Origin of the sequence: Micromonospora lupini (assembly GCF_026342015.1) — a bacterium.
GTDB classification, from domain to species: Bacteria; Actinomycetota; Actinomycetes; order Mycobacteriales; family Micromonosporaceae; genus Micromonospora; species Micromonospora lupini_B.
On sequence record NZ_JAPENL010000002.1, the window covers coordinates 2,265,393 to 2,287,930 of the forward strand.

The 22,538-nt window shown below is 73.3% G+C and carries 19 protein-coding genes; 7 read left to right on the forward strand and 12 right to left on the reverse strand.

What is annotated here, in order from left to right; genetic code table 11:
- Nucleotides 1-12: 12 nt before the first annotated feature.
- From OOJ91_RS25405 to OOJ91_RS25420, 4 genes are all read left to right on the forward strand, one after another.
- Nucleotides 13-3,699 carry a nitrate- and nitrite sensing domain-containing protein gene (locus tag OOJ91_RS25405; RefSeq protein ID WP_266248787.1) on the forward strand — a complete coding sequence of 1,229 codons (3,687 nt, stop codon included), beginning with the start codon at nucleotides 13-15 and terminating at the stop codon, nucleotides 3,697-3,699.
- Complete coding sequence (locus tag OOJ91_RS25410; RefSeq protein WP_007455462.1) at nucleotides 3,696-4,100, forward strand: roadblock/LC7 domain-containing protein; 405 nt, start codon at nucleotides 3,696-3,698, stop codon at nucleotides 4,098-4,100. The genes OOJ91_RS25405 and OOJ91_RS25410 overlap by 4 nt, the downstream gene beginning before the upstream one ends.
- A gap of 98 nt (nucleotides 4,101-4,198) precedes the next feature.
- Nucleotides 4,199-4,576: a DUF742 domain-containing protein gene (locus OOJ91_RS25415; protein ID WP_007455464.1), complete on the forward strand. Its 378-nt coding sequence runs from the start codon at nucleotides 4,199-4,201 to the stop codon at nucleotides 4,574-4,576.
- Nucleotide 4,577: 1 nt separating this feature from the next.
- Entirely contained in the window at nucleotides 4,578-5,171 is a 594-nt protein-coding gene (locus OOJ91_RS25420; RefSeq protein WP_007455465.1) for a GTP-binding protein, read from the forward strand.
- 260 nt (nucleotides 5,172-5,431) lie between these two features.
- On the opposite strand, the gene OOJ91_RS25425 is transcribed toward OOJ91_RS25420, so the two are convergent.
- Together OOJ91_RS25425 and OOJ91_RS25430 are read right to left on the reverse strand one after the other, a co-directional pair.
- Nucleotides 5,432-7,846 (reverse strand): transposase, encoded by a 2,415-nt coding sequence (locus OOJ91_RS25425; RefSeq protein ID WP_266249853.1) that lies wholly within the window; start codon nucleotides 7,844-7,846, stop codon nucleotides 5,432-5,434.
- Nucleotides 7,847-7,885: 39 nt separating this feature from the next.
- A complete protein-coding gene (locus OOJ91_RS25430; RefSeq protein WP_266248794.1) occupies nucleotides 7,886-8,860 on the reverse strand; it encodes a DNA primase in 975 nt (324 codons plus the stop codon).
- A 160-nt stretch (nucleotides 8,861-9,020) separates the two neighbouring features.
- Between OOJ91_RS25430 and OOJ91_RS25435 the strand changes: the two genes are divergently transcribed.
- Nucleotides 9,021-9,362, forward strand: coding sequence for a PadR family transcriptional regulator (locus OOJ91_RS25435; protein WP_007455469.1), 342 nt, complete (start codon nucleotides 9,021-9,023; stop codon nucleotides 9,360-9,362).
- Between the two features lie 36 nt (nucleotides 9,363-9,398).
- On the opposite strand, the gene OOJ91_RS25440 is transcribed toward OOJ91_RS25435, so the two are convergent.
- From OOJ91_RS25440 to deoC, 10 genes are all read right to left on the reverse strand, one after another.
- The gene (locus OOJ91_RS25440) at nucleotides 9,399-10,073 is read right to left on the reverse strand and encodes a permease prefix domain 1-containing protein (protein WP_266248795.1); all 675 of its coding nucleotides are present in this window, start codon (nucleotides 10,071-10,073) and stop codon (nucleotides 9,399-9,401) included.
- A 68-nt stretch (nucleotides 10,074-10,141) separates the two neighbouring features.
- Nucleotides 10,142-11,938, reverse strand: coding sequence for a thiol reductant ABC exporter subunit CydC (cydC, locus tag OOJ91_RS25445; protein WP_266248797.1), 1,797 nt, complete (start codon nucleotides 11,936-11,938; stop codon nucleotides 10,142-10,144).
- Nucleotides 11,935-13,611 (reverse strand): thiol reductant ABC exporter subunit CydD, encoded by a 1,677-nt coding sequence (gene cydD, locus OOJ91_RS25450; protein ID WP_266248798.1) that lies wholly within the window; start codon nucleotides 13,609-13,611, stop codon nucleotides 11,935-11,937. The genes cydC and cydD overlap by 4 nt, the downstream gene beginning before the upstream one ends.
- On the reverse strand, nucleotides 13,608-14,615 hold the full coding sequence (locus OOJ91_RS25455) for a cytochrome d ubiquinol oxidase subunit II (protein WP_266248799.1): 1,008 nt from the start codon (nucleotides 14,613-14,615) through the stop codon (nucleotides 13,608-13,610). Before OOJ91_RS25455 ends, cydD begins: the two co-directional genes overlap by 4 nt.
- A 20-nt stretch (nucleotides 14,616-14,635) precedes the next feature.
- Nucleotides 14,636-15,889 carry a cytochrome ubiquinol oxidase subunit I gene (locus OOJ91_RS25460; protein ID WP_266248801.1) on the reverse strand — a complete coding sequence of 418 codons (1,254 nt, stop codon included), beginning with the start codon at nucleotides 15,887-15,889 and terminating at the stop codon, nucleotides 14,636-14,638.
- A gap of 214 nt (nucleotides 15,890-16,103) precedes the next feature.
- On the reverse strand, nucleotides 16,104-17,009 hold the full coding sequence (locus tag OOJ91_RS25465; RefSeq protein ID WP_266248803.1) for a M56 family metallopeptidase: 906 nt from the start codon (nucleotides 17,007-17,009) through the stop codon (nucleotides 16,104-16,106).
- Between the two features lie 10 nt (nucleotides 17,010-17,019).
- Complete coding sequence (locus OOJ91_RS25470; RefSeq protein ID WP_266248804.1) at nucleotides 17,020-17,502, reverse strand: BlaI/MecI/CopY family transcriptional regulator; 483 nt, start codon at nucleotides 17,500-17,502, stop codon at nucleotides 17,020-17,022.
- Nucleotides 17,503-17,693: 191 nt separating this feature from the next.
- On the reverse strand, nucleotides 17,694-18,518 hold the full coding sequence (locus tag OOJ91_RS25475) for an aldehyde dehydrogenase family protein (protein WP_266248806.1): 825 nt from the start codon (nucleotides 18,516-18,518) through the stop codon (nucleotides 17,694-17,696).
- A complete protein-coding gene (locus OOJ91_RS25480) occupies nucleotides 18,511-19,941 on the reverse strand; it encodes an aldehyde dehydrogenase family protein (protein ID WP_266248808.1) in 1,431 nt (476 codons plus the stop codon). The genes OOJ91_RS25475 and OOJ91_RS25480 overlap by 8 nt, the downstream gene beginning before the upstream one ends.
- 6 nt (nucleotides 19,942-19,947) lie before the next feature.
- Entirely contained in the window at nucleotides 19,948-20,976 is a 1,029-nt protein-coding gene (gene deoC / locus OOJ91_RS25485; RefSeq protein ID WP_266248810.1) for a deoxyribose-phosphate aldolase, read from the reverse strand.
- A 123-nt stretch (nucleotides 20,977-21,099) separates the two neighbouring features.
- Between deoC and upp the strand changes: the two genes are divergently transcribed.
- Both upp and OOJ91_RS25495 read left to right on the forward strand, forming a co-directional pair.
- Nucleotides 21,100-21,732: a uracil phosphoribosyltransferase gene (gene upp / locus OOJ91_RS25490; protein ID WP_266248811.1), complete on the forward strand. Its 633-nt coding sequence runs from the start codon at nucleotides 21,100-21,102 to the stop codon at nucleotides 21,730-21,732.
- Nucleotides 21,733-21,804: 72 nt separating this feature from the next.
- Nucleotides 21,805-22,482: a GOLPH3/VPS74 family protein gene (locus OOJ91_RS25495; protein ID WP_266248812.1), complete on the forward strand. Its 678-nt coding sequence runs from the start codon at nucleotides 21,805-21,807 to the stop codon at nucleotides 22,480-22,482.
- Nucleotides 22,483-22,538 lie beyond the last annotated feature (56 nt).

Genomic DNA, 22,538 nt, shown 5'->3' on the forward strand with positions numbered 1-22,538 from the left:
GAGGGCGGTGACGTGAGCAAACGGCCAAAGACGGCGGGCTCCTTCCTGTCGCGGCTGCGCCGGCCGGCCAGCCGGCTCCGGGACATGCCGATCTGGTCCAAGCTCGGTCTCATCATGATCGTGCCGACCATCGCCACGGTCGTGGTGGGCACCAGTGGTCTCGTCGACCACCTGGAGACGCTCAACAATGCCAACCGAGCCGGCGACCTGGCCAACCTGTCGAGCTATTCGGGTGACCTGGTCGACACGCTTCAGGACGAGCGGACCACCGCCGTGCTGCTGCTGCAGGCCACGGGGACGCAGCCGAAGGCGCAGTACCAGGAGGCCTACAACCGGGTCAATTCCCGGGTCGACCAGGCGACGAGCCCGTACCGGCAGCAGCGGGGCGACGTCGAGGACCTGCCGGGCAGCCTCGAAGGTCTGCTCGACGGCATCGACCAGAACCTGCAGGAGCTGCCGGGCGTCCGCAGTCAGGTGTTCAACGGCAAGCTCAAGCTCGCCGAGGCCATCCAGGCGTACGAGGGTCTGATCAACGACCTGCTCGCCATCCGTGACTCGGCAACCCAGCTCGCCGGCAACAACGACCTGAGCGACCGGATGCGCGCCGCCGCCGCGGTAGCCCGCGAGAAGGAGTTCCTCGCCGTCCGCCGCGTCGTCGTGCACCGTGCGCTGGGCGTGCAGGGCGGCCAGCGTCTGACGCCGGCGCTGCGCACCGACTACATCGCCAGCGGCACCGGCCAGCAGCAGGCTCTGCAGAGCTTCAAGGCGGTCGCGAGCCCCGACGAGGCGAAGTTCCACGATCAGACGGTCGCCGGCGGTGACCGTCGTGAGGCGCAGAACTACACCGGCTGGATCGACGGCAACACCACAGGCGACATGCGCGGCGCCCCGTTCGGCCCCGACCAGTGGGACGCGGCCATGACGGCCAACGCCAAGCTGATCCGCGCGGTCGAGACGAAGCTCGACGGTGACGTGGTCGCCGAGGCCGACAACCTGCGCTCGGACGTTCAGCGCCAGGTGTTCCTGGAGACCGGCCTGCTGCTCAGCATGCTGCTGCTGTCCATCCTCTTCGCGTACCTGGTCGCCCGCTCGATGGCCCGCTCGCTGCGTGAGCTGCGCCAGGGCGCCCTGTCCGTCGCCCAGTACGGGCTGCCGCAGGCGGTGGCCCGACTCCGTGACCCGCAGGTCGTCGGGCAGCTCTCCCCGGTGCAGCTGGCCAACCAGATCGCCGAGCCGCTGCCGGTCCGCAGCAAGGACGAGTTCGGTCAGGTGACCGAGGCGTTCAACGCCGTCCACCTGGAAGCCGTCCGGACGGCCGCCGAGCAGGCCGCCCTGCGTGCCTCCGTCGCGACCATGTTCGTCAACCTGGCCCGTCGTTCGCAGATCCTGGTCGACCGCCTCATCGGGCACCTCGACCGGCTGGAGCGCGGCGAGGAGGATCCGGACCGACTGGCCGAGCTGTTCCAGCTCGACCACCTGGCCACCCGGATGCGCCGCAACGACGAGAACCTGCTCGTCCTCGCGGGCGCCGACTCCACCCGCGTGCAGCGCGAGCCGGCCGCGCTCATCGACGTGCTGCGCGCGGCGCAGTCCGAGGTCGAGCACTACACCCGGATCGAGTTCGGGGTCATCGACCGTGACATCGAGGTCGCCGCGCACGCGGTCAACGACCTGGTGCACCTCGTCGCCGAGCTGTTCGACAACGCCACCGCCTTCTCTCCTCCGGACTCGCAGGTCATGGTGGAGGCCCGCCGGGTCGGTGACCGCGCCTCGCTCTATGTGGAGGACCGCGGCATCGGCATCAGCCGCGAGCAGCTGCACGAGCTCAACGACAAGCTCGCGACGCCGCCGCAGGTGGACGTGGCCGTCTCCCGGATGATGGGCCTGGTCGTGGTCGCCCGCCTGGCGTCCCGGCACGGCGTCCGCGTCGAGCTGCGCCCCGGCACGGACCGCGGGACCGTCGCCGACGTGACCCTGCCCACCTCGGTGCTGGTGCCCCGGGCGCTCTCCGGCCGGGTGCAGCAGCCGCCGGCCCTGCCCGCCGCAGGCCCGCAGCACGGTGGGCCCGCCCCGGTCCTCGGCGCGCTGCCCGCGCTGGGCAACGGGCCTCGCCCCGGCGAGTCCGGCAACCAGGTCACCCTGGGCGGCCGGCCGTTCGACCCGGCAACGCGCAACGGCGCCGGCACGCCCGCCAACACCGGTGCGTATCGTTCGATGCCCGCCTGGTCGGACCTGACCGGCGCGAGCGCCACGAACGGGGTCAACGGCGGCGACGGCTTCACGCCCCGGACTGCCAACGGCCAGTCCATCGACCCGCTGCCGCAGCGGCGGGCCGGCGACGAGCCGACGACCACCGGTCAGCAGCCGACCATCCCCCGGCAGTTGCCCAGCAGCCCGGAGGCGTACCCGTACTCCGCGCCGCCGGTCTCCGCGCAGCCCTACTCCGGTGCGCCGGTCTCGTCCTCGCCGGCATCCGGCCAGCCCTACTCGGGTCAGCCCTACTCGGGTGCGCCGTACGGCAGCCCGCCGGTGTCCGCCGTTCCCGCCTCCGGTCAGCCGTACGCGGGTCCGCCGGTGTCGGCGTCGCCGGTCTCGGCCACCCCGGCGTCCGGTCAGCCGTACTCGGCGCCGCCGGCCTCCGGCCAGTCGTTCAGCGGCTTCACGCCCCGGTCCGCCCCGCCCGCCCCGGCGCCCAACACCCCGGCGCCGCCAGCCTGGCCGCCGGTGCCCGGCGGCGAGCGGGACACGCAGACTCCGCCGGTTCCCGAGCGGCTCGCCGCCGCCCTGGACATGACGACGGAGCTGCCCCGGATACCGCGCCCCGGCGACCAGCCGAGCACCGCGGCCCAGCCGCCGGCTCGGGCGGCCCAGGCCCCGCAGGCTCCGGCCCCGCAGGCTCCGGCCCCGCAGGCTCCGGCCCCGCAGGCCCAGGCTCGGCAGGCCCAGGCTCGGCAGGCCCAGGCTCGGCAGGCCCAGGCGTCGCCGCCGCAGACCCGCCCGACACCGCAGCAGCCGCAGGCCCAGAACCGCCAGCGGTACGCGGACGAGACCATGGAGCTGCCGATCTTCCGGGAGCTCGAGTCCGCCTGGTTCCGTACCCGCCGTCCGGGATCGGAAGAGGCCGCGGCAGCCGACAAGCCGGCGGCGAACGGCGGTGGCGGTGACGCGACCCAGCAGTTCGCGACGGTCGAGGCCACCGGTCGGGCAGTCCACAAGACATCACCCGGGACGACAGGTAACACACCGATGGCAGACACTCCGACGGCCGGAGGAGCGCCGCGGGACAACGGGTCGACAGCGAACGGGGGCACACGCCCCGGCCTCGCCGAGAGCCTTCCGAACCGCCGGCCCCAATCGCCGACCAACGGCTGGCAGACCGCCGCCGACGACGGCTGGCGTGCCGCCTCGGCAGCGGCCACCGCGGTGCCGGTGAACGAGACCACCACGACCGGTCTGCCGAAGCGCAAGCCGATGGCGCAGCTGGTGCCGGGCGCGGTGGAGAAGCCCACCACCTCGGTCCAGCGACGTTCCCCGGAGGCGGTCCGTGGCCTGCTCTCCGCCTACCACCGGGGCGTGCAGCGAGGGCGTAGCACCTCGGACAACCCGACCAGCCCGGAGGCGACTCCGGGAGGGCAGCAATCCTCGCAGTCTGGCTCAGGCCCAGCGGCCGGGAGCGGGCAGAAGGAGCAAGAAGGATGACAACTACGCAGGATCTTGGTTGGCTGCTTGCCAACTTCGCCGACCGGGTGCCCGGTGTCGCACATGCGGTCGCCGTCTCGGCGGACGGCCTGCTTCTCGCGTCGTCACGGGATCTGCCGCGGGATCGGGCCGACCAGCTCGCCGCGATCGCGTCCGGTCTGGTCAGCCTGACCCAGGGGGCGGCCCGCTGCTTCGAGGGAGGCGCGGTGCTCCAGACCGTCGTGGAGATGGACAATGGCTTCCTGTTCCTGATGTCCATCTCGGATGGTTCGTCCTTCGCCGTGCTGGCGGCCCGCAGCTCCGACGTCGGGCAGGTCGGTTACGAGATGGCGCTCCTGGTCGACCGGGTGGGCGACGCCCTGACCCCGCAGCCGCGTGCGGCCGCGGGCATGCTGGGCTGACGTCCCGCCGATCGTGCGGTCGGCGCAACTGAAACGACAAGAACGACGAGTTCCACCGGTGGGAGCCGGTACGGGGTGCGAAGGAGGTGAGCGGCGACATGGCCGATCGTGACGAACCGACCGGAGCGTTGGTCCGTCCATACGCCGTGACCCGTGGTCGAACCCGTCCCCGGCTCGACATCGCGCTGGAGGCGCTCGTCGAGACGACGGTGCGCGGCCGGGCCACTGCCAATGGCAACGGTGGCCAGGGCCGCGAACACCAGTACATCGCCGCGCTGTGTGACGGACGCGTGCAATCGCTCGCCGAGATCGCGGCGCGGATGCAGCTCCCGCTCGGTGTGGCCCGGGTGCTCATCGCCGACATGGCGACGGACGGCCTGGTCGCGGTCCACGAGCCGACCATCCTGGACGACTCCGACGACGCGGTGGGCACTGAACTGCTGGAGAGGGTGCTGAGTGGACTTCGCAGGCTCTGACATGTCGCACCGCCCACCGAACCCGAGTGGGCGCGTGACGTCGGCGAAGATCGTTATCGCCGGTGGATTCGGCGTCGGTAAGACGACGCTGGTCGGCTCGGTCTCGGAGATCACGCCGCTGACCACCGAGGCCATCATGACCTCCGCTGGCGTGGGCGTCGACGACACCCGGCAGGTGCCGGGCAAGACGACGACCACGGTGGCCATGGACTTCGGCCGGATCTCGATCGACCGTGACCTGATCCTGTACCTGTTCGGTACGCCGGGTCAGACCCGATTCTGGTTCATGTGGGACGAACTGGTGCGGGGCGCCATCGGCGCGGTCGTGCTGGTGGACACCCGCCGGCTGGCCGACTGCTTCGCGGCGATCGACTTCTTCGAGCACCGGCGGCTGCCGTACCTGGTGGCCATCAACTGCTTCGACGGGATGCAGTACCACGACCCGCAGGACGTCCGGGACGCCTTGGCGATCTCGAGCGACGTGCCGGTGGTGGCCTGCGACGCCCGTAACCGGGAGTCGACGAAGCACGTGCTGATCTCGCTTGTCGAGTACGTGCTCACCATGCGCCGTACGCGCGCCGTCGCACCGGCCTGACCGGGACGCGCTCGCGCCCGGTGGTGGCCCTGGCCGCCACCGGGCGCTGACTGCTGCCCGCCGCACCGATTCAGAGATCTTGGCAGGTCTCCGCCCCTGCGGGGGCATCTTCCTGCCAAGATCTCTTGCGTGTGCGCCCCCGTGGGTCGACCGCCGTACCCGCGCGTGTGTCGGGCCGGCCTGGTTGGCCCCTGAACGCACTTCCGCCCCCAGCCGGTGTTCGGCTGAGGGCGGAAGGAACGCGTACGTGAGAGGGGCGCTCAGGACTGGTAGCCGGCGGAGCGGTACTCGTACTCCCGGTCGTCGTCGCGGTCCCCGTGGTCGCGGCTGAAGTCCCAGCCACCGGCGGCCTCCCGGCCCGGCCTGCCACCCACCGCGAACCCGCCGATCTCCTGCCCGCGACGCCAGCCGCGGAAGTAGCCAGTGGTGTTCTCCGCGAGGCTCGCCGCGTCGCGCACTATGCGCAGCGGGCGCTCCTCGCGCAGCGGGGAACCCGGGACCAGGTTGGCCTGTGGGACGCGCTTCGGCAGCCCGGCGTTGGTCTCGGCGCCCACCGCGGGACGGGCTGCCTGCTCGGCGGCCTGCCACCCGGTGTCGGCGGTGGTCGACCAGTCCAGGTCGGACTCTTCCTCGGTGTGCCCGACGAACCACGCCGACTTGGCCTGCGCGAAGATCAGCAGGTCACCGTCGCCCTCGTCGGCCACCGGCGGCGGCCGGTGCTCCATCGGCGGCGGTCGGTGCTCCATCGGGGGCGGCGGCCGGTGCTCGGGGGCCCGCTCGACGCGGGGCGCCTGGCGGTTGTTGCGGGCGGCCTGCTCCCGGTCGACGAGCCGCAGCGGAGGCGTCTCCAGGCGGGGGTCACCGGGGGGCGGGTTGAGCCCCTCCCGCAGTGCCCGGTCCGCAAGCGGCGGCGGCTCGACAAGCCGCAGCATGGGCGGCTCCTGGGGCAGGTCGTCGGCCAGCCAGGGCGGCGTGACTCGTCCGTCGGCCCGGCCCGGGTCGGTCGGGGCGTCGATGCGGCCGCCGCCGTACGGGTAGGCGACCGGGTTGTTCGGCGAGCTGTCGGCCGGGTCCTCCGGGTTGTTGACCAGGGGCCAGTTCGCCCGGGAACCCGGGGGCGCCGACTCCTGACCAGGCCGGGGAGCGGGCACCGGAATGCTGAGGTCGGTGGCGCTGAACCCGCCGGTGGGCGGCTCCTCGACCGGCCGCTGCGCGTGACTCTGCCGCTCGCCGTTGGTCTTCGGGCGGGGCGGAATGACCGTACGCTGCCGCTCTGCCCGCGCGTGGTTGATGGCGGCGGTGGTGAGCGTCGGCCGGAACGGCTCGCCCGCCTCGGCGGGCGGCACCACGCCGCGCTGGGCCGGCGCGATGGGGGTGATCCCCGGCGGCGGGGGCGGCGGTGACGAGACCGGCCTGTTGGTCGGGCCGTCGATCCGGCTCGGAATGGGCTCGGCGCGCCCGGGAGGCGCGGACACCGGCGGGCCGGCGACAGCGGCCGGTGCGATCGGCGCGGGGGCGACGGGTGGCGGGGTGACCGGGGCGGGGGCGACAGGCGGCGGCCCGAGCGGGCGTGGCGACGCCAGCGGAGGGCTGCCCGGCGCCGGCTCGGGTCGGCTGCGTCGGCCGGTGACGGGTGTCGGCTCGGCGGTGACCGGGGTCGGTCGGACGGAGCGCAGACCGGCGCTGGTGCCGGCGAGGCCGGTCAGCTCGCCGACCGACTCGCCACGACGGGCGGCGGCCCGGCGACCGGGGGCCGGAGCGGGCGTGCTGACCCGGGCGCTGAGCGCGCTGACCAGGGCCTCGCAGCCGGCGTCGCAGGCCCGGACGGAGGCGACGGCCTGCCGGACGGTCTCGGCCACGGCGGAGGTGAGCGCCCGGTTGACGGCGGCGCGGCGCGGCGTCTCCGAGATGGCCACCCGCAGCGCGGTGACCGCCTCGTTGATCTCTTCGGCGTCGGCGACCCCGTCCGCCGCGAGATGCGCGGCGATGGCGTCCGCGGCGACGGACACCTCGCGGCCCCGGGCGATGGTGCCGCCGAGCATGCCCGGCTCGGGCAGCGCGTCCAGCACGGCAAGCGACACCGGCTCGGCCGGATCCGGATATGCGCGTAGCGCCGCCGGGTAGAGCTCCCGCAGCACCTCGCGCAGCGCCACGGCAGCGGAGTGTCGGCCGCTGGCCAGGGCTGCGTGCGCGGAGAGCACCTGCTTGTAGCCGGCGAGGTCCCGGGGAGCCGGCAGCGTGACGGCGGAGAGCGCACCGGCCTGCAACGCGCGGGCCAGACCGACGGCCCGACGCTCGGCCGGGGGTGACTGCATCTCCTCCAGCGAGTCGTCGTCGGCGAACCGTTCGGCGAAGTCGTCCACCGAGTCGTCGTCGGCGATCGCCAGGGGCCGACCCGCCGCGCTCAACAGCGAGGTGACCGTGTGGTCGTCGCTGTCGGCGGCGATGGCCGCACCGCTCGGCCCGCCCGACCGCTCCACGAGCAGCGCGACGAGCTGGGCGTAGCCAGCGGCGTCGTCGCCGATCTCGCAGACATGCAGCAGACGGCCTGCGTCGTCGACCACAGCGGACGTCAGCGTCGAACCGGCCGAGGCCGGTCGGTCAGCCGGATCCGCCGAGGCCAGACCGCAGTAAACGCGCACGAGCGCCACGGCGTCGTCCTCCTCCCGGGACAGGTCTTCCTACTGCCAGCAACTGATGCTCCCCGGTACGGGTCAGTCGCGCCAGTCCACCACCGCAGAGATCTTGCCGACAATGGTGCGCCAACCCAAACTCGCGGTCTGTGCCCCGATCTTCTTCAGCCGTCGCCGACCCATGAAGGCGCTGATCCCGCCGTTGGCCGTGGCCCGCAGCGCCTCGTCCAGGTCGTCGAGGCTGGAGCCGGCGGAGAGCATGTCCAGAACCGCAGGCAGGCGCAACGCGTACGACAGGTCGCGGGCGGCCTCGCCGGCCTCGATCAGGAGGGTCGAATCCCAGCTGTCGTGACCGCCGCGCAGGTTCTCCACGACGAGGTCGAGTTCGTAGGTGTCCTCATCGAGCGGAGCGATGTCGGCCGGCTCCACCCGTTCGGACAATTCATTCCAGCTGTCCAGTTGGGACAGATCGTTGGGCGCCCCGGAACGGATGAAACTGACGAGCGACTCGGGGGTCTTGAACAGCAGCAGCTTGCCCCGGTGGCTGAGGAAGACCGGCACCTCCTCGTCGTCCGCCTCGTCGGTGACGTCCTCGGCCTCGGCCTCGTCGTCATCGTCAGCTGTCGCGTCGGCGTCCGTGGCGCTGTCGCGGCGGCGGCGTGACGACTCGTCCTCGTCGCTGTCGGCGAACTCCTCGGCCAGCTCCTCGTCGAGGATGACGACCGTCTCGTCGTCGTCCTCCTCCTCGATCACCTGCCGGCGGGCGAGGAACGGGTCGTCCTGGTCGCGCTCGGTCACGTCGGTCGGGGTCAACGAGCCGGCCGGCCGGTACGCCCGCAGCGTGAAACCGGTGCCGGCGGGCAGGGCGATCTCCACCGGGTCGATCCGCAGCTCGTCCCAGAGCGACCGGTCGGCCGACGCGCGGGTGGTGTCGGCCTCGTCGGCCTCGTCTGGCTCGGCCGGGCCGGTGGTGTCGTCGAGCTCGGGCTCGTCGGCGTCGGGCCGTTGGGGCGACTGGCGGGCCACGCTGACCTCCGTGTGCTTCGGGTTGCCCACCCGCCGGCGTCTCCGACCGACGAGTGACTCTGGGCACATACCCTAGTCGGCGGCTCGGGAAGCCCGGAGCCCGCACCCCGGTGGCCCGCCGAGCGACGTGTCCGGCCTGCGCGTGCGTGACGGTGGCGATCCGGGCGTTCGACAAGTAGCGTAGCTACACATGAAGGCCCAGGCGCTGCACGGCCACCTCGACGCCCTTCTGCTCGCCGTCCTCGAACAGGGCGCGCTGCACGGCTACGCCATCATCGAGTCCCTCCGTGCCCGCAGTGACGGCAGTCTCGATCTGCCCACCGGCACGATCTATCCGGCGCTGCGCAGGCTGGAGCGCGCCGGTCACGTGGCGAGCACCTGGAGCACTGTCAACGGTCGGGAACGGCGGACGTACCAGCTCACCGACTCCGGCCGCCGCGCGCTGGCCGGCGAGCGCGCCGGATGGCAGGAGTTCCGCGTGACCGTCGGCCGGTTCCTCGACCCCGGCAGCCCACCCGTCACCCCCGCCTGAGCCGGCAGCGGCCGGGCCCGCGCGGTGGGGACCGGCTCAGCGGGCGGTGGCCCGTAGCCAGACCCGTGCGGCGCGGGTAAGCGAGAAGTACGCCCCACCCACCACCACCATGCCGACGATCATCGGTGGCCACGTCAGCGCCGCGTCCCACATGTCGACCGACCAGGTGAAGAGAGCCCCGCCGGCAACGATGCCGAGGGCCAGTGTGCCGGTCAGGGCGGCGCCCACCGCACGCTGCGCCGCCGCCAGGCCCGGTCGCGATGATCGAGCGCTCGCCCACACGACAAGCAGGCCGGTCACGGCCAGCAGCAGCTCGCCGAACCAGATCCAGTCGACCGAGGCGGACAGCAGCCGGTAGAGCGCCGGAGGCTGCGGACCGGCGCTCCAGCTCGACCCGCGCCAGGTCAGGTCGCCGGCCGCCACCAGGACCCCGGCCACGGCAAGCATCCGCAGGGACAGGCCGCGCAGGGCGGCCACCGCCAGCTCCGCCTGCCAGGAGGGCAGCAGTTGCGCCGGTGAGCCGAACTCGGCCACCGCCCGGCGCTGCGCCTCCGTGGGCGGCACGCCGCTCTCGCGGTACGCGTCGACGGCGTCCAGCAGATCGTGCCGCGCCTCGGTGAGCAGGTCGGACTTCAGCCGCGCCGGCCCCTGCAACCGGGACTCCAGCTCCCGCAGGTGCTCCTCGACCAGGAAGCCCTCAGCATGCCGCATGACACCAGACTGCCACGGACGCGAGGGCACCCACGTCGGGGAGAACCCTGGTCCGTCCCCGAAGCGGGTCAGGGAGCGAGGGCCAGGTACCCGCGCTCGGCCGCCACCTGCAGAAGCCACTGGTCCCGGTACCAGCCGGGGGCCGCGACCAACTCGGCGTGCCTGCCGCGCTGGATCACCCGGCCGCCGTCGAGGACGACGATCTCGTCCAGGTCGGCCAGCCCGCTGAGCCGGTGACTGATCAGCAGGACCGAGTGCCCGGTGGGGGTGGCCGCGAGGGCGGAGGCGAGCACCGCGTCGGCGGCGGCCGGGTCCAGCCCCTCGGTGGGCTCGTCGAGGACCAGCACCGGCGGCGCGGCGAGCAGGGCACGGGCCAGCGCGAGTCGTTGCCGCTGGCCGCCGGAGAGCTGGCCGCCCTCCTCGCCGACCAGGGTGTCCCAGCCGGCCGGCTGGGCGCGTACCCAGTCCAGCAGGCCGGCTGCCGTCATAGCGGCGGTCAACTCGTCCTCGCCGGCCCCGGCCCGCCCGAGCAGCAGGTTCTCCCGGACCGTGGCATGGAAGACGTACGCCTCGGCGAGCAGCCCGCCGACGCGGCGCGGCAGCTCCTCCTCCGCGTACGTCCCGAGGTCGCGGTCGGCCAGCGTGACGTGGCCGGAGGTCTGTCGGACCGCCCCGGTCAGCACGGCGGCCAGGGTGCTCTTGCCGGCGCCGCTCGGCCCGACGACGGCGATGCGCCGGCCGGCGGGCAGGTCCAGGCTCACCCGGTCCAGCGCGGGCGCGGCGCCGGTCCGGTACCGCACGCTCACCTCGACGAAGCGCAGGTCGTGCGGGTCGGTCAGGTCGGTCGCCGGAGGAGCGGGAGTGGGAGTGGGAGTGGGCGTGTCGCTGTCGAGGAGGGCGGCCACCCGGGCCAGGCCGGGCCGCAGCTGGGTCCACTGTCGGGCGGCCGAGACCACTGCCAGCGCCACCTCCACGGCGGCCAGGGTGCCGACGGCAAGCACCCCGACCAGGACGCCCGGCACGTCGGAGGCCAGCGCGACAAGCACCACCACGGCGGCTGTCAGCCCGGCGACGAACACGCCTGCGGCGTCCACCGCGAAGCCGGTGGCGGCCAGCCGGCGTTCCAGTCGGGCCAGCCGGCCGGCCCGCTGCGCGGCGGTGCGCAGCGCGGCGTCGGTCGCCCCGAACGCGGCGAGGTCGGCGGCGCCGTGGGTGAGGTCGACGGCGTCGGTGGCCAGGGCGCCGCGCAGCGGGGCCACCTCGGCCGCGCTGCGCCGGGTGACCACGGTGGCCAGCGCGGGCAGCGCCACGGCGGCGACCACCAGCCCGAGCGCGAGCACACCTGCGGCCGGTGGCGAGATCAGCGCCGCCCCGGCCACCGCCAGCACCCCGACCAGCGCCGCCGCCGAGCCGGGCACCAGCACTCGCAGCAGCAGATCCTGGACCGCCTCGACGTCGGAGACCAGCCGGCTCAGGACGTCCCCCGAGCGGTGTTGCGCGTCGCGGCGGGCCGTGAGGGTGGCGAAGACCCGGGCCCGCACGTCGGTGATCATGCGGAGGACCGCGTCGTGCCCGGCGAGTCGTTCGGTGTAGCGGAACACTCCCCGGCTGATCGCCAGCGCCCGGACCGCGACGATCGCCACGGTGAGCCGGTCCAGCGGAGGCCGCCCGGCGGCGCTCATCAGCAGCCACGTCGCGGTGGCCATGAGGGCGAGCCCGGCGAACTCGGTGGCGGCGGCGAGCAGCCCGGCGCCGGCCAGCCGACCCAGGTACGGGCGGGCCAGCCGCAGCACCGCGCGCTCGGCGGCGACCCGCCCGGCCGATGTCACGCCGGCCACCGCCTCCGGCCCGTGTTCCGCGCTCATCGGGCAGCCCTCCCGGTCGGTTCGGGCGTCAGCTCGGTGACCCGGCCGTCCTCGATGCGCAGAATCCGGTCGGCGTCGGCCAGCAGCGCCGGCCGGTGTGCCACCAGCAGCGCCGTCCGTCCGGCGACCAGCCGGCGGGTGGCGTCGAGCACCACCGCCTCGGCGGCCGTGTCCAGCCGCGCCGTGGGCTCGTCGAGCAGCACCACAGGGGCGTCGCGCAGGAACGCCCGGGCCAGTGCGACGCGCTGCCGTTGGCCGCTGGACAGGCCGTGCCCGCGCTCGCCGAGCAGCGTGTCCAGTCCGTCGGGCAGGCCGGCCACCACGTCGTCGAGAGCGGCGTCGCGCACGGCGGCGGCGAGCGCCTCGGGCGGGGTGTCCGGTGCGCCGAGCCGGATGTTGTCGGCGAGCGAGGCGGCGAAGAGGTGGGCGCGCTGCGGCACCCAGGCGAGCTGCCGACGCCAGGCGTCCGGGTCGGCGGTGGCGAGGTCGACGCCGTCGACTGTGATCCGGCCGCTGGTCGGGGTCACGAAGCCGAGCAGCAGGCCGAGCAGGGTGCTCTTGCCGGCGCCGCTGGGCCCGATGATGGCGATCCGCTCGCCGGGTCGGACGGTCACTGTCACGTCGCGCAGTGCGGTGGTCCGCTCGTACGCCACTGTCACGGCCTCGAACCGGATCTCGCCGCGACCGTCCGGGGTCGTCGCGCCCTCGGCGGTGCGCGGGGTGGCCGGCGCGGCCGAGACGGTGAGCGCCTCGTCCAATGCGGTGAGCCCCTCCATGCTGGCGTGGAAGCGGCTGCCGGCGGCCCGCAGTGGCAGGTACGCCTCGGGGGTGAGCAGCAGCACCAGCAGCGCGGTGTGCAGGGCCAGCCCGCCGCCGAGCAGCCGGATGCCGACAGGAACCGCGACGAGTGCCACCGAGAGGGTGGCGACCAGCTCCAGCACAAGCGCGGACAGGAACGCGATCCGCAACGTCTTCATGGTGGCGACCCGGTGCCCGTCGGCCATCCGGCGGACCACCTCGGTCTGCGCCCGGGCCCGGCCGAACGCCCGCAGGGTGGGCAGCCCGGCGACCATGTCCAGGAAGTGCCCGCCCAGCAGGGCCAGCCGACGCCACTGCCGTTCGGTGGCGGCCTGCGCCTGCCAGCCGAGCAACGCCCCGAAGACCGGGATCAGCGGCAGCGTCAACGCGATGATCAGCGCCGAGCCCCAGTCGGCGACGACGATGCGGGCCAGCACGGCCACCGGCACCGTCACGCTGAGCACCAACTGCGGCAGGTACCCGGTGAAGTAGGCGTCCAGCGCGTCCAGGCCGCGCCCGGCGAGCGTGGCCAGCTCGCCGGCCCGCTGCCCCGCCACCCAGCCCGGCCCGTGCCGCCCCACCGCGCCGAGCAGGTCGGCCCGCAGCGTGGCCTTGACCGTGGCGGCGACCCGCGCGGAGACCGTGCCCTGTGCCCAGACGAGCGCCGACCGGGCGGCGACCGCGACCACGAGACCCGCCAGCGCCACCCGGTTCAGCCGCCCGTCGAAGGCGGTGGCCAGCACCGCCGCCAGCGCGGTGGCCTGCGCGACGATCAACGCGGCGGCGAGCACGCCGAGGAGCGCGAGCACGGCAAGATCGCGCCGGGCCGCGGGGACCCGACGCAGCAGACGCGGGTCGAAGGGACGGCGGTTCACCAGTACACCGGTGCCCTGCCGTCGGTCCGTCCCCGGAAAACCCACAAGCACATCGCCTGGAAGCCTAGTAGGGCCGGCAGCAGCGGCAGCGCCACCCAGCCGAGCAGCCGCAGCGTCGGCGCGCTGGCGGCGGCGTCGGCCACCGTCAGCGAGGCGCCCGGATCGGTCGTGGACACCAGCACGTAGGGCCAGAGGGCCGCGCCGACAAGCGCCACCGGCAGCGCCAGGGCCACGCCGGTGGCGGTCAGGGCCCACCCCGGCCGCCGCCGCGCAAGCGCCGCCCGGGCCGCCAGCAGCGCCGCCACCAGCAACACCGGCAGGAGTACGGCCACCGCCGGTCGCTGGACGGCGTCGCGTACCCGGGAGGAGAGCAGGCCCACGACTGTGGCCGCGGCGACAGCGCAGAGCGCCACGGGCACCAGCCGGCGGGCCGTGCGGCCGGCCTCGGCGGCGGCGTCGGCCGGCAGTCGCAGCGTGAGGAAAGTCGCACCGTGCACAGCGACCAGGGCGACCATTGTCAGCCCGACGATCGCCGCGAACGGGGTGGCCAGGTGCGACACCCCGGCGACGTGCCCGTCGGCCTGGCGGGGTACGCCCTGCAACAGCGCGGCCAGCACCACGCCCCAGCCGAGCGCGGCGAGCGCGCTGCCGACCACGATGACCCGGTCCCAGCGGGCGCGGACCCGCTCGTCGGTCGGTCGGCTGCGTAGTTGCACCCCGGCGGTGACCAGGACGACGCCGACCAGCGCGCCGGCGACCGCCGGATAGCAGCCGGCGAGTAGTTCGCCCTCCAGCAGCGGGAAGGCGCCGAACAGGATGCCCACGGCGGCGACCAGCCAGACCTCGTTGCCGAGGAAGAACGGGCCGAGGGCGGTGAGCGTGGCCCGCCGCGCGGCCGGGGCGCCGCCCCGGGCGAGCAGCAACCCGACGCCGTAGTCGTAGCCGGCGAGCACGAGGTAACTGGCGAAGAAGAGGCCGAGCAGGGCGTACCAGGCGAGGTCCACGGGTGAGTCTCCTCAGTCGCTCAGGCGAGGGCGGGTTCGGGGTGGGCCGGCTCGCCGGGCGCTGCGGGTGGGCGGCCGAGAGCCGGGTCGGCGGCGCCGCGTCCCGCGTGCCGGGCGAGCAGCACCCAGTTGGTGACGGCGAGGGTGCCCAGCAGCAGGCTGAAGCCGATGAGCGAGGTGAGCATCACCGGCGCGCCGACGGGGGAGACCGCCTGGTCGGTGGGGAGCAGCCCGTACGCCACCCAGGGCTGGCGGCCGACCTCCCGGGCGATCCAGCCGAGGATCACCGCGACGAACGGCAACGGCACGGCGAGCAGGACGAGCCAGAGCGGGAAGCGCAGCCTGATGATCCAGTCCCGGAAGAGCAGGGGCAGCAGCAGCCAGACGCAGCCGAGGGTGAAGCCGATCAGGATCATGAAGCCCAGCCCGACGCTGGACAGCACCGGCGGGGTGTAGTCGCCGGGGCCGAACCGGGTGGTCCACTCGGCGATCAGCGCCCGCGCCTCCGGGCTGTCCCCGCCGAACTTGGTCGGCTGTACCTCGCCGACCGGGCCGAACTGGGCGAAGCCGAAGCCCTGCACCACCGTGATCGCCAAGGCCGCCGTGACCAGGCCGATCCGCAGTGAGGTGCGGAAGAGCGCGAAGTCGGGCGTACGCCGGATCAGGTGCCAGGCGCTGACGGCCGCCATCAGCATCCCGCCGACCAGCAGCCCGGCGGAGACCACGTGCCCGAACGCCATCCCGAGGCTGGGGTTGGTGAGCAGCGCGCCGAAGTCGGTGAGGTGGGCGATACCGTCGCGGACCTCGTACCCGACCGGGTGTTGCAGCCAGGAGTTGGCCACCATGATCCAGAAGGCCGAGGCGTACGCGGTGAGCGCCACGCCCCACAGCAGCGCGAGGTGGACACCCTTGCGGAGCCGGTGCCATCCGAAGATCCACATCCCGAGGAACGTGGACTCCAGGAAGAACGCCACGAGCGTCTCGATCGCCAGCGGCGCGCCGAAGACGTTTCCGACGTAGCGCGACAGGCCGCTCCAGTTCAGCCCGAACTGGAACTCCATGACGATGCCCGTGGCGATGCCGAGCACGTAGTTGATCACGTAGAGCTGGCCCCAGAACCGGGTCAGCCTCTCCCACTTCGGGTTGCCGGTGAGCACCCAGGCGGTCTGCATCCCGACCAGCAGCGTGACCAGCCCGAGCGTGACGACCACGAACAGGAAGTGGATCGACGTCGTGGTGGCGAACTGCAGGCGGGCGAGGAGCAGCGTGTCCATGGCCGGCTCTCCCTAGCTGTTGGCTCCCTTGTCGTAGCAACCCTACACGTAGCTTGCCTACATGTAACTACTACTACGGCCCGTCGTAGTTAATGTTACGACGAGGCGTAGTAGATGTGCGTGGGGGGACTCGACCACCTGCCCACCCCGCCGGCGACAGCACGCCGTCACCCCGGGCAGTGGGGTGTGGGTGGAGGTGGGGCGGGTTGGCGGGTCAGCTCAGGAAGAGGGTGACCGGGAGGGCGACAAGGGTGGCGGCCACCGCGAGGGCGGCGGCGCCGAGGGCCCGGGGCGGCCGGTCGGCCACGAGCAGGCGCTGGACGCGTACGTCCAGGTCGCGGTCGCCCAGGCCCAGCGCGCCGGCCGGAGTGACCCGGTGCCCGGCGGCGGCGAAGCGGCGTAGCGCGCCCGCCAGCGGGGCCTCGGCGTGCAGTTCCCGTGCCTTGTCGTCGGCGCGCATCTCGACAAGCAGGGCGACCCGCTCGTGCGCGTCGCGGACCCAACCGAACCACGGCAGTGCCCGGCACAGCGCGGTGAACGGCAGCAGCACCAGATCGTGTCGTTCGTGGGCGTGCGCGCGCTCGTGGGAGAGCACGGCGGCAAGCTCGGCGCGGTCCAGCAGGCTCAGCGTGCCCGCGCTGACCACCACCTGCGGCTTGACGCCCGGCAGGCAGTACGCGGCGGCGCTCGGATGGTCCAGGACGAGCGCCCCCGGCGCGGCCGGGTCGTCCCGGGCCACAAGTGTGAGCAGGTCCCGGTGCCGGCGCTGGGCGCGGATGGTCCCGTGGATGCTGCGGGCGGTCGTGGTGACGAGCACGGCTCCGATGCCGAAGCCCACCCCGACGCCGGCGAGGTGGAGGGCGCTCACTCCGATCGGCAGGCTGCCGTGGATGAGGTCGGTGGTCAGGGCGAGCAGTGCGCTGCCGGTCGGCAGGTCGTACGCGGTCAGCCCCAGGGCCATCGGCAGGCCCATCGCGGAGAGCCCCAACGCCAGCCCGACGGCCTGCCAGCAGACGATCGCCACTCGTGGGCTGCGCCACGTCCAGGTGGAGCGGGCCAGCACCTGCGCGGTCAGATAGCAGGCCAGCATGGTGGCGGCGAAGTGCACGGCGTAGGCCATGGCGCGTGCCCTACCGCTCCGCTGCCTCGCCGGCAGGCCGCCGGCCCACCGGCCGATCGACCCGGTCGGTCAGGGCGTCGTCGGCAGTACCCGTGGCGGTGTCGGCGGACCTCGGTCCGGCGATCCCGGCCTCCGCCTCGCTGCCCAGGGCCGCCCGCAGCACCTCGGCCTCGGTGCCGGTCACCGAGCGGGCGAAGCGCACAAGCGCGGCGTCTCGGCTGCCGCCCAGGTCGAGAGCGTCGAGCATGAGTTGGGCGATGTGCGCCTCGCGGCTGGCCGCCGGCCGGTACCGCCAGGCGCGGCCCTCCCGCTCCCGCTGCACCATGCCCTTGCCGGCGAGCCGGTCGAGGACTGTCATCACAGTCGTGTACGCCAGCTCGCGGCCCTCGAGCGCGTCGGCCACCTCGCGCACGGTCACACCGTCCGACGTGCCCGGGACCACGTCCCACAGCACGTCCATCACCGCACGCTCAAGATCGCCCAACCGAGTCACGGACCCAATCCTACCCCCGGTAGTAGACCCCCCCACCGGCGGATTGGCACAAGATCCACACAAGTCCGGGGATGTTGCTGCCTCCAGCGCCCCGGAAGCAGCAACATCGCCGAAGTTGCGCAGATTGGCGCGGCCGAGCGAGACGCCGTGGGCGGGCTCCCCCCGGAAAACCAAAGGCCGAGCAGGGACGATCACACCCCCTTGGGGTGCCACACCGTCTTCGTCTCCAACAGCGCGGTCATCCGAGCCAGACCCGGGTCAACCGTCCAGTCGTGGTCGGCCGGGGCCGGTCGGAGGACCCGCTTGAGGTTCTCCGCGGCCTTGACCTCCAGCTCGCTGGCGAGCGAGGCGTCGGTCACCCCGGTCAGGTCGATCGCGTTGACGTCCATGTGCGCCGCCAGCGCCGGCGCGGTCTCGGTGATCGCGCCGGTGAGGATGTTGACCACCCCGCCGGGCAGGTCGGAGGTGGCCAGCACCTCGGCCAGCGTCACCGCCGCCAGCGGCTCGGACGGCGAGGCCGCCACCACCACCGTGTTGCCGGTGACGATCGCCGGGGCGATCACGCTGACCAGGCCGAGCAGCGCCGGGCGTTCCGGAGCGACCACGGCGACCACGCCCGTCGGTTCCGGAGCGGAGATGTTGAAGTACGGGCCGGCGACCGGGTTGGCGCCGCCGTACACCTGGGCGAGCTTGTCGGCCCAACCGGCGTACCAGACCCAGCGGTCGACAGCCGCGTCCACCTCGTCGCCGGGGATGCCCAGGGCGACGAACTGCTCGCGGCGGCCCTCCAGCATCTCGGCGGCCCGGTAGAGGATCTGACCCCTGTTGTACGCGGTCGCGCCGGCCCAGCTCTTGACGGCGGCGCGGGCGGCGACCACCGCGTCCCGGGCGTCCTTGCGGGAGGCCAGTGACACATTCGAGGACTGCACGAGATACGACCGTCCCGACTCGCTGCGCGGGAACTTCCCGCCGATGAAGAGCTTGTACGTCTTGCGTACGGCGACCCGCTCAGACATTGAGGTACCCCTCCAGCCCGTGCCGGCCGCCCTCGCGACCGTAGCCCGACTCCTTGTAGCCACCGAACGGCGAGGTGGGGTCGAACTTGTTGAACGTGTTGGCCCAGACGACGCCGGCGCGCAGCCGGTCGGCCATCCACAGGATGCGGGAGCCCTTGTCGGTCCAGATGCCGGCCGACAGCCCGTACGGCGTGTTGTTGGCCTTCTCGACGGCCTCGGCCGGGGTGCGGAAGGTGAGCACCGACAGCACCGGGCCGAAGATCTCCTCGCGGGCGATGCGGTGTGCCTGGGTGACGCCCGTGAAGATGGTCGGCGCGAACCAGAAGCCACGGTCGGGCAGCTCGCACGGCGGCGACCAGCGCTCGGCGCCCTCGGCGGCGCCGGCGTCGGACAGCTCGCGGATCCGCTCCAACTGGGCGGCGGAGTTGATCGCGCCGACGTCGGTGTTCTTGTCCAGTGGGTCGCCGACACGCAGGTGGGCCATCCGCCGCTTCAGCGACTCCAGCACGCGGTCGGCCACGTTCTCCTGAACGAGCAGGCGGGAGCCGGCGCAGCAGACGTGCCCCTGGTTGAAGAAGATGCCGTTGACGATGCCCTCGACAGCCTGGTCGATGGGCGCGTCGTCGAAGACGACGTTGGCGGCCTTGCCACCCAGCTCCAGGGTCAGCTTCTTGCGGGTGCCGGCGACGGACCGGGCGATGGCCCGGCCGACCTCGGTGGAGCCGGTGAACGCGACCTTGTCCACGCCGGGGTGCTCGACAAGCGCGCGGCCCGTGTCGCCGGCGCCGGTGACGATGTTGACCACACCGGCCGGCAGGTCGGCCTGCTGGCAGATCTCGGCGAACAGCAGCGCGGTCAGCGGGGTGGTCTCGGCGGGCTTGAGCACCACCGTGTTGCCCGCCGCCAGCGCCGGGGCGATCTTCCACGCCAGCATGAGCAGCGGGAAGTTCCACGGGATGACCTGCGCGGCCACGCCGATCGGCTGCGGGTTCGGTCCGAAGCCCGCGTGCTCCAGCTTGTCGGCCCACCCCGCGTAGTAGAAGAAGTGCGCGGCGACGAGCGGCAGGTCGACGTCGCGGGACTCCCGGATCGGCTTGCCGTTGTCAAGCGACTCCAGGACGGCCAGCTCGCGGGAGCGCTCCTGGATGAGCCGCGCGATCCGGTACAGGTACTTCGCCCGGTCGCGGCCCGGCATCGGACCCCAGACCTTGTCGTACGCCTTCCGGGCGGCGCGGACCGCCCGCTCCACGTCCTGGGCGCCGGCCTCGGCGATCTCGGCGAGCACCTCCTCGGAGGCGGGGTTGATCGACTTGAAGCTGCCGCCGTCGGTCGGGTCGACGAACGTACCGTCGATGAACAGCCCGTACGAGGGCTTGAGGTCCACCACCGAGCGGGACTCGGGGGCGGGGGCGTATTCGAACATCGGCTATCAGTCCAGGGTGAAGTAGTCGGGACCGGAGTAGACGCCGGTCGTCAGCTTGGTGCGCTGCATGAGCAGGTCGTTGAGCAGGCTGGACGCGCCGAAGCGGAACCAGTCCGGGTCGAGCCAGTCCGCGCCGACGGTCTCGTTGACCATCACCAGGTACTTGATGGCGTCCTTGGTGGTCTTGATGCCACCGGCCGGCTTCACGCCCACCTGCCGCCCGGTCGCCGCACGGAAGTCGCGAACCGCCTCCAGCATGACCAGGGTCACCGGCAGCGTCGCCGCGACCGGCACCTTGCCGGTGGAGGTCTTGATGAAGTCGCCGCCGGCCAGCATGGCCAGCCAGGAGGCGCGGCGCACGTTGTCGTACGTGGCCAGCTCGCCGGTCTCCAGGATGACCTTGAGGTGGGCGTCCCCGCAGGCTTCCTTGGTGGCCACGATCTCGTCGTAGACCTCGGAGTAGCGCCCGGCCAGGAACGCGCCCCGGTTGATCACCATGTCGATCTCGTCGGCGCCGGCAGCGACTGCGGCCCGGGTGTCGGCGAGCTTGATCTCCAGCGGCGCCTGACCCGACGGGAACGCGGTCGCCACGCTGGCCAGGTGCACAATGCCACGTCCGGCCGGCGCGGCGCCGCCCGCATGTCCCGGCTCGTCGGACGGCCGCCCGGACCCGGCAGCGGATCCACGCAGCACCTCGGCCACGTACGGGACCATCGCGGGGTAGACGCAGACGGCGCCGACGTGCGGGCAGGACGGGTCGGCCGGGTCCGGGCGCAGCGCCTTCGCGGCCAGCGCGCGCACCTTGCCGGGTGTGTCCGCCCCCTCCAGGGTGGTCAGGTCGACCATCCGGATGGCCAGGTCGATGGCCTGCGCCTTGGCGGTGGTCTTGATGGAGCGGGTGCCGAGCTGTGCCGCCCGCTGCTCCGCGCCGACCTGGTCCACGCCGGGCAGGCCGTGCAGGAAGGTCCGCAGAGCGGTCTCGGATCGTCCCAGCTCGGAGAGGTCCGACCGGGCCGACGTCGTTGTCGCCGTCATGGCGAGAAGTCTACGCACCGGACGGCTGAGTGATCTTGGTCACGGGAGCCTCGGCGTGAGCGACGTCGCCGGTCCGACCGCACCCGCACCGGCACGCCGAACGGACCGGTAGGTTGAGCGATCGTGGACGTACACGTCATTGACCACCCGCTGGCCCAGTCCCGGTTGACCGCCATGCGGGACGCGCGCACCGATTCCTCGACGTTTCGGGCGGCGCTGCACGAACTGACCACCATGCTTGTGTACGAGGCGGCGCGCTCCTTCCCCGTCGAGCGGTACGAGGTGCAGACGCCCGTCACCAGCGCCGAGGGCACCCGGCTGGCCAACCCGCCGCTGCTGGTGCCCGTGCTGCGGGCCGGGCTGGGCATGGCGGACGCCGCGCTGGGCCTGCTGCCCGAGTCCTCGATGGGCTTCGTCGGCCTGGCTCGCGACGAGGAGACCTACGAGCCGCGGGCGTACATGGAGTCGCTGCCGCGCGACCTGGCCGGCCTGCCGGTGCTGGTGCTCGACCCGATGCTGGCCACCGGGGGTTCCCTGGAGCACTCCTGCCGGTTGCTTGCCGACCGTGGCTGCACCGACATCACTGTGCTCTGCGTGCTCGCCGCGCCTGTCGGCATCGAGCGGCTGGAGCGCTCGGGCCTGCCGCTGCGCCTGGTCACGGCCTCGATCGACGAGGGGCTCAACGACTCGATGTTCATCGTTCCCGGGCTCGGCGACGCCGGCGACCGCCAGTTCGGCGGCATGCCCCGCTTCTGAGGCGATACCCGGTCGGTGTCGGGTCCGGCGGGTCCGTGCGCGACGTGCGCGGACCCGCTACCGTCTCCGGCCATGACTGGTGTTGCGCTCGCCGAGGAGTTGCTCCTCCTCGCCTACGACGACACGACCGGCAAGGCGACCATGCCGCGGATCAGCCTGGACCTGGGCATGGCGGCCGCGGTGCTGGTCGAGCTGGCACTGGCCGGCCGGATCGCGTACGACAACGGGAACCTGGCCGTCGTCGACCCGACGCCGACAGGCGAACCGGTCGCCGACGAGGTCCTGGGCCGGATCGCCGCCGACACTCCGCACACGCCGGCCTCCTGGGTGCAGCGCCTGCGGCACGGCCTGCGCGACCGGATCCTCGGCGACCTGTGCAGCCAGGGTGTCGTGCAGGACGTCGACGAGACCGAGATGGGCTTCATCCACGTGCACCGGTACCCGGTGGTGGACGCCTCCGTCGAGGCGGACACTCGGCAGCGGCTGACCGAGGCGCTGACCGGCGCGGCGGCCCCGGACGAGCGGACCGCCGCGCTTGCCACCCTGGTCGTGGTGCTGCGGATGGAGTCCGCGCTGGGCATGAGCGGCGCGGAAGCCGCCAACGCCCGCCGTCGCCTCCAGGAGATCGCCACCGGCGCGGGGTTCTCCGGCGAGGTGAGCACCGAGGATTCGGTGGTCCGCCCGTCGGTGGGCCTGGTCGTCGCCGCGCTGGGCATCGCCGTCGACCAGGCCCTCGGTCCGCGCCGCTGACCCAGCGCGCGGAGGTCTCCCGAGCTACGACCAGGCGGCGGCCCCGGCGCGGCCCG

Excerpts from the sequence above, each read along its gene's own strand:
- OOJ91_RS25465 (WP_266248803.1), bottom strand. The coding sequence starts at position 17,009 with ATGGCCTACGCCGTGCACTTCGCCGCCACCATGCTGGCCTGCTATCTG.
- OOJ91_RS25415 (WP_007455464.1), top strand. The coding sequence starts at position 4,199 with ATGGCCGATCGTGACGAACCGACCGGAGCGTTGGTCCGTCCATACGCC.
- OOJ91_RS25475 (WP_266248806.1), bottom strand. The coding sequence starts at position 18,518 with ATGTCTGAGCGGGTCGCCGTACGCAAGACGTACAAGCTCTTCATCGGC.
- deoC (WP_266248810.1), bottom strand. The coding sequence starts at position 20,976 with ATGACGGCGACAACGACGTCGGCCCGGTCGGACCTCTCCGAGCTGGGA.
- OOJ91_RS25460 (WP_266248801.1), bottom strand. The coding sequence starts at position 15,889 with ATGGACACGCTGCTCCTCGCCCGCCTGCAGTTCGCCACCACGACGTCG.
- OOJ91_RS25435 (WP_007455469.1), top strand. The coding sequence starts at position 9,021 with ATGAAGGCCCAGGCGCTGCACGGCCACCTCGACGCCCTTCTGCTCGCC.
- OOJ91_RS25440 (WP_266248795.1), bottom strand. The coding sequence starts at position 10,073 with ATGCGGCATGCTGAGGGCTTCCTGGTCGAGGAGCACCTGCGGGAGCTG.
- OOJ91_RS25410 (WP_007455462.1), top strand. The coding sequence starts at position 3,696 with ATGACAACTACGCAGGATCTTGGTTGGCTGCTTGCCAACTTCGCCGAC.
- OOJ91_RS25480 (WP_266248808.1), bottom strand. The coding sequence starts at position 19,941 with ATGTTCGAATACGCCCCCGCCCCCGAGTCCCGCTCGGTGGTGGACCTC.
- OOJ91_RS25420 (WP_007455465.1), top strand. The coding sequence starts at position 4,578 with ATGTCGCACCGCCCACCGAACCCGAGTGGGCGCGTGACGTCGGCGAAG.
- cydC (WP_266248797.1), bottom strand. The coding sequence starts at position 11,938 with ATGAGCGCGGAACACGGGCCGGAGGCGGTGGCCGGCGTGACATCGGCC.
- OOJ91_RS25495 (WP_266248812.1), top strand. The coding sequence starts at position 21,805 with ATGACTGGTGTTGCGCTCGCCGAGGAGTTGCTCCTCCTCGCCTACGAC.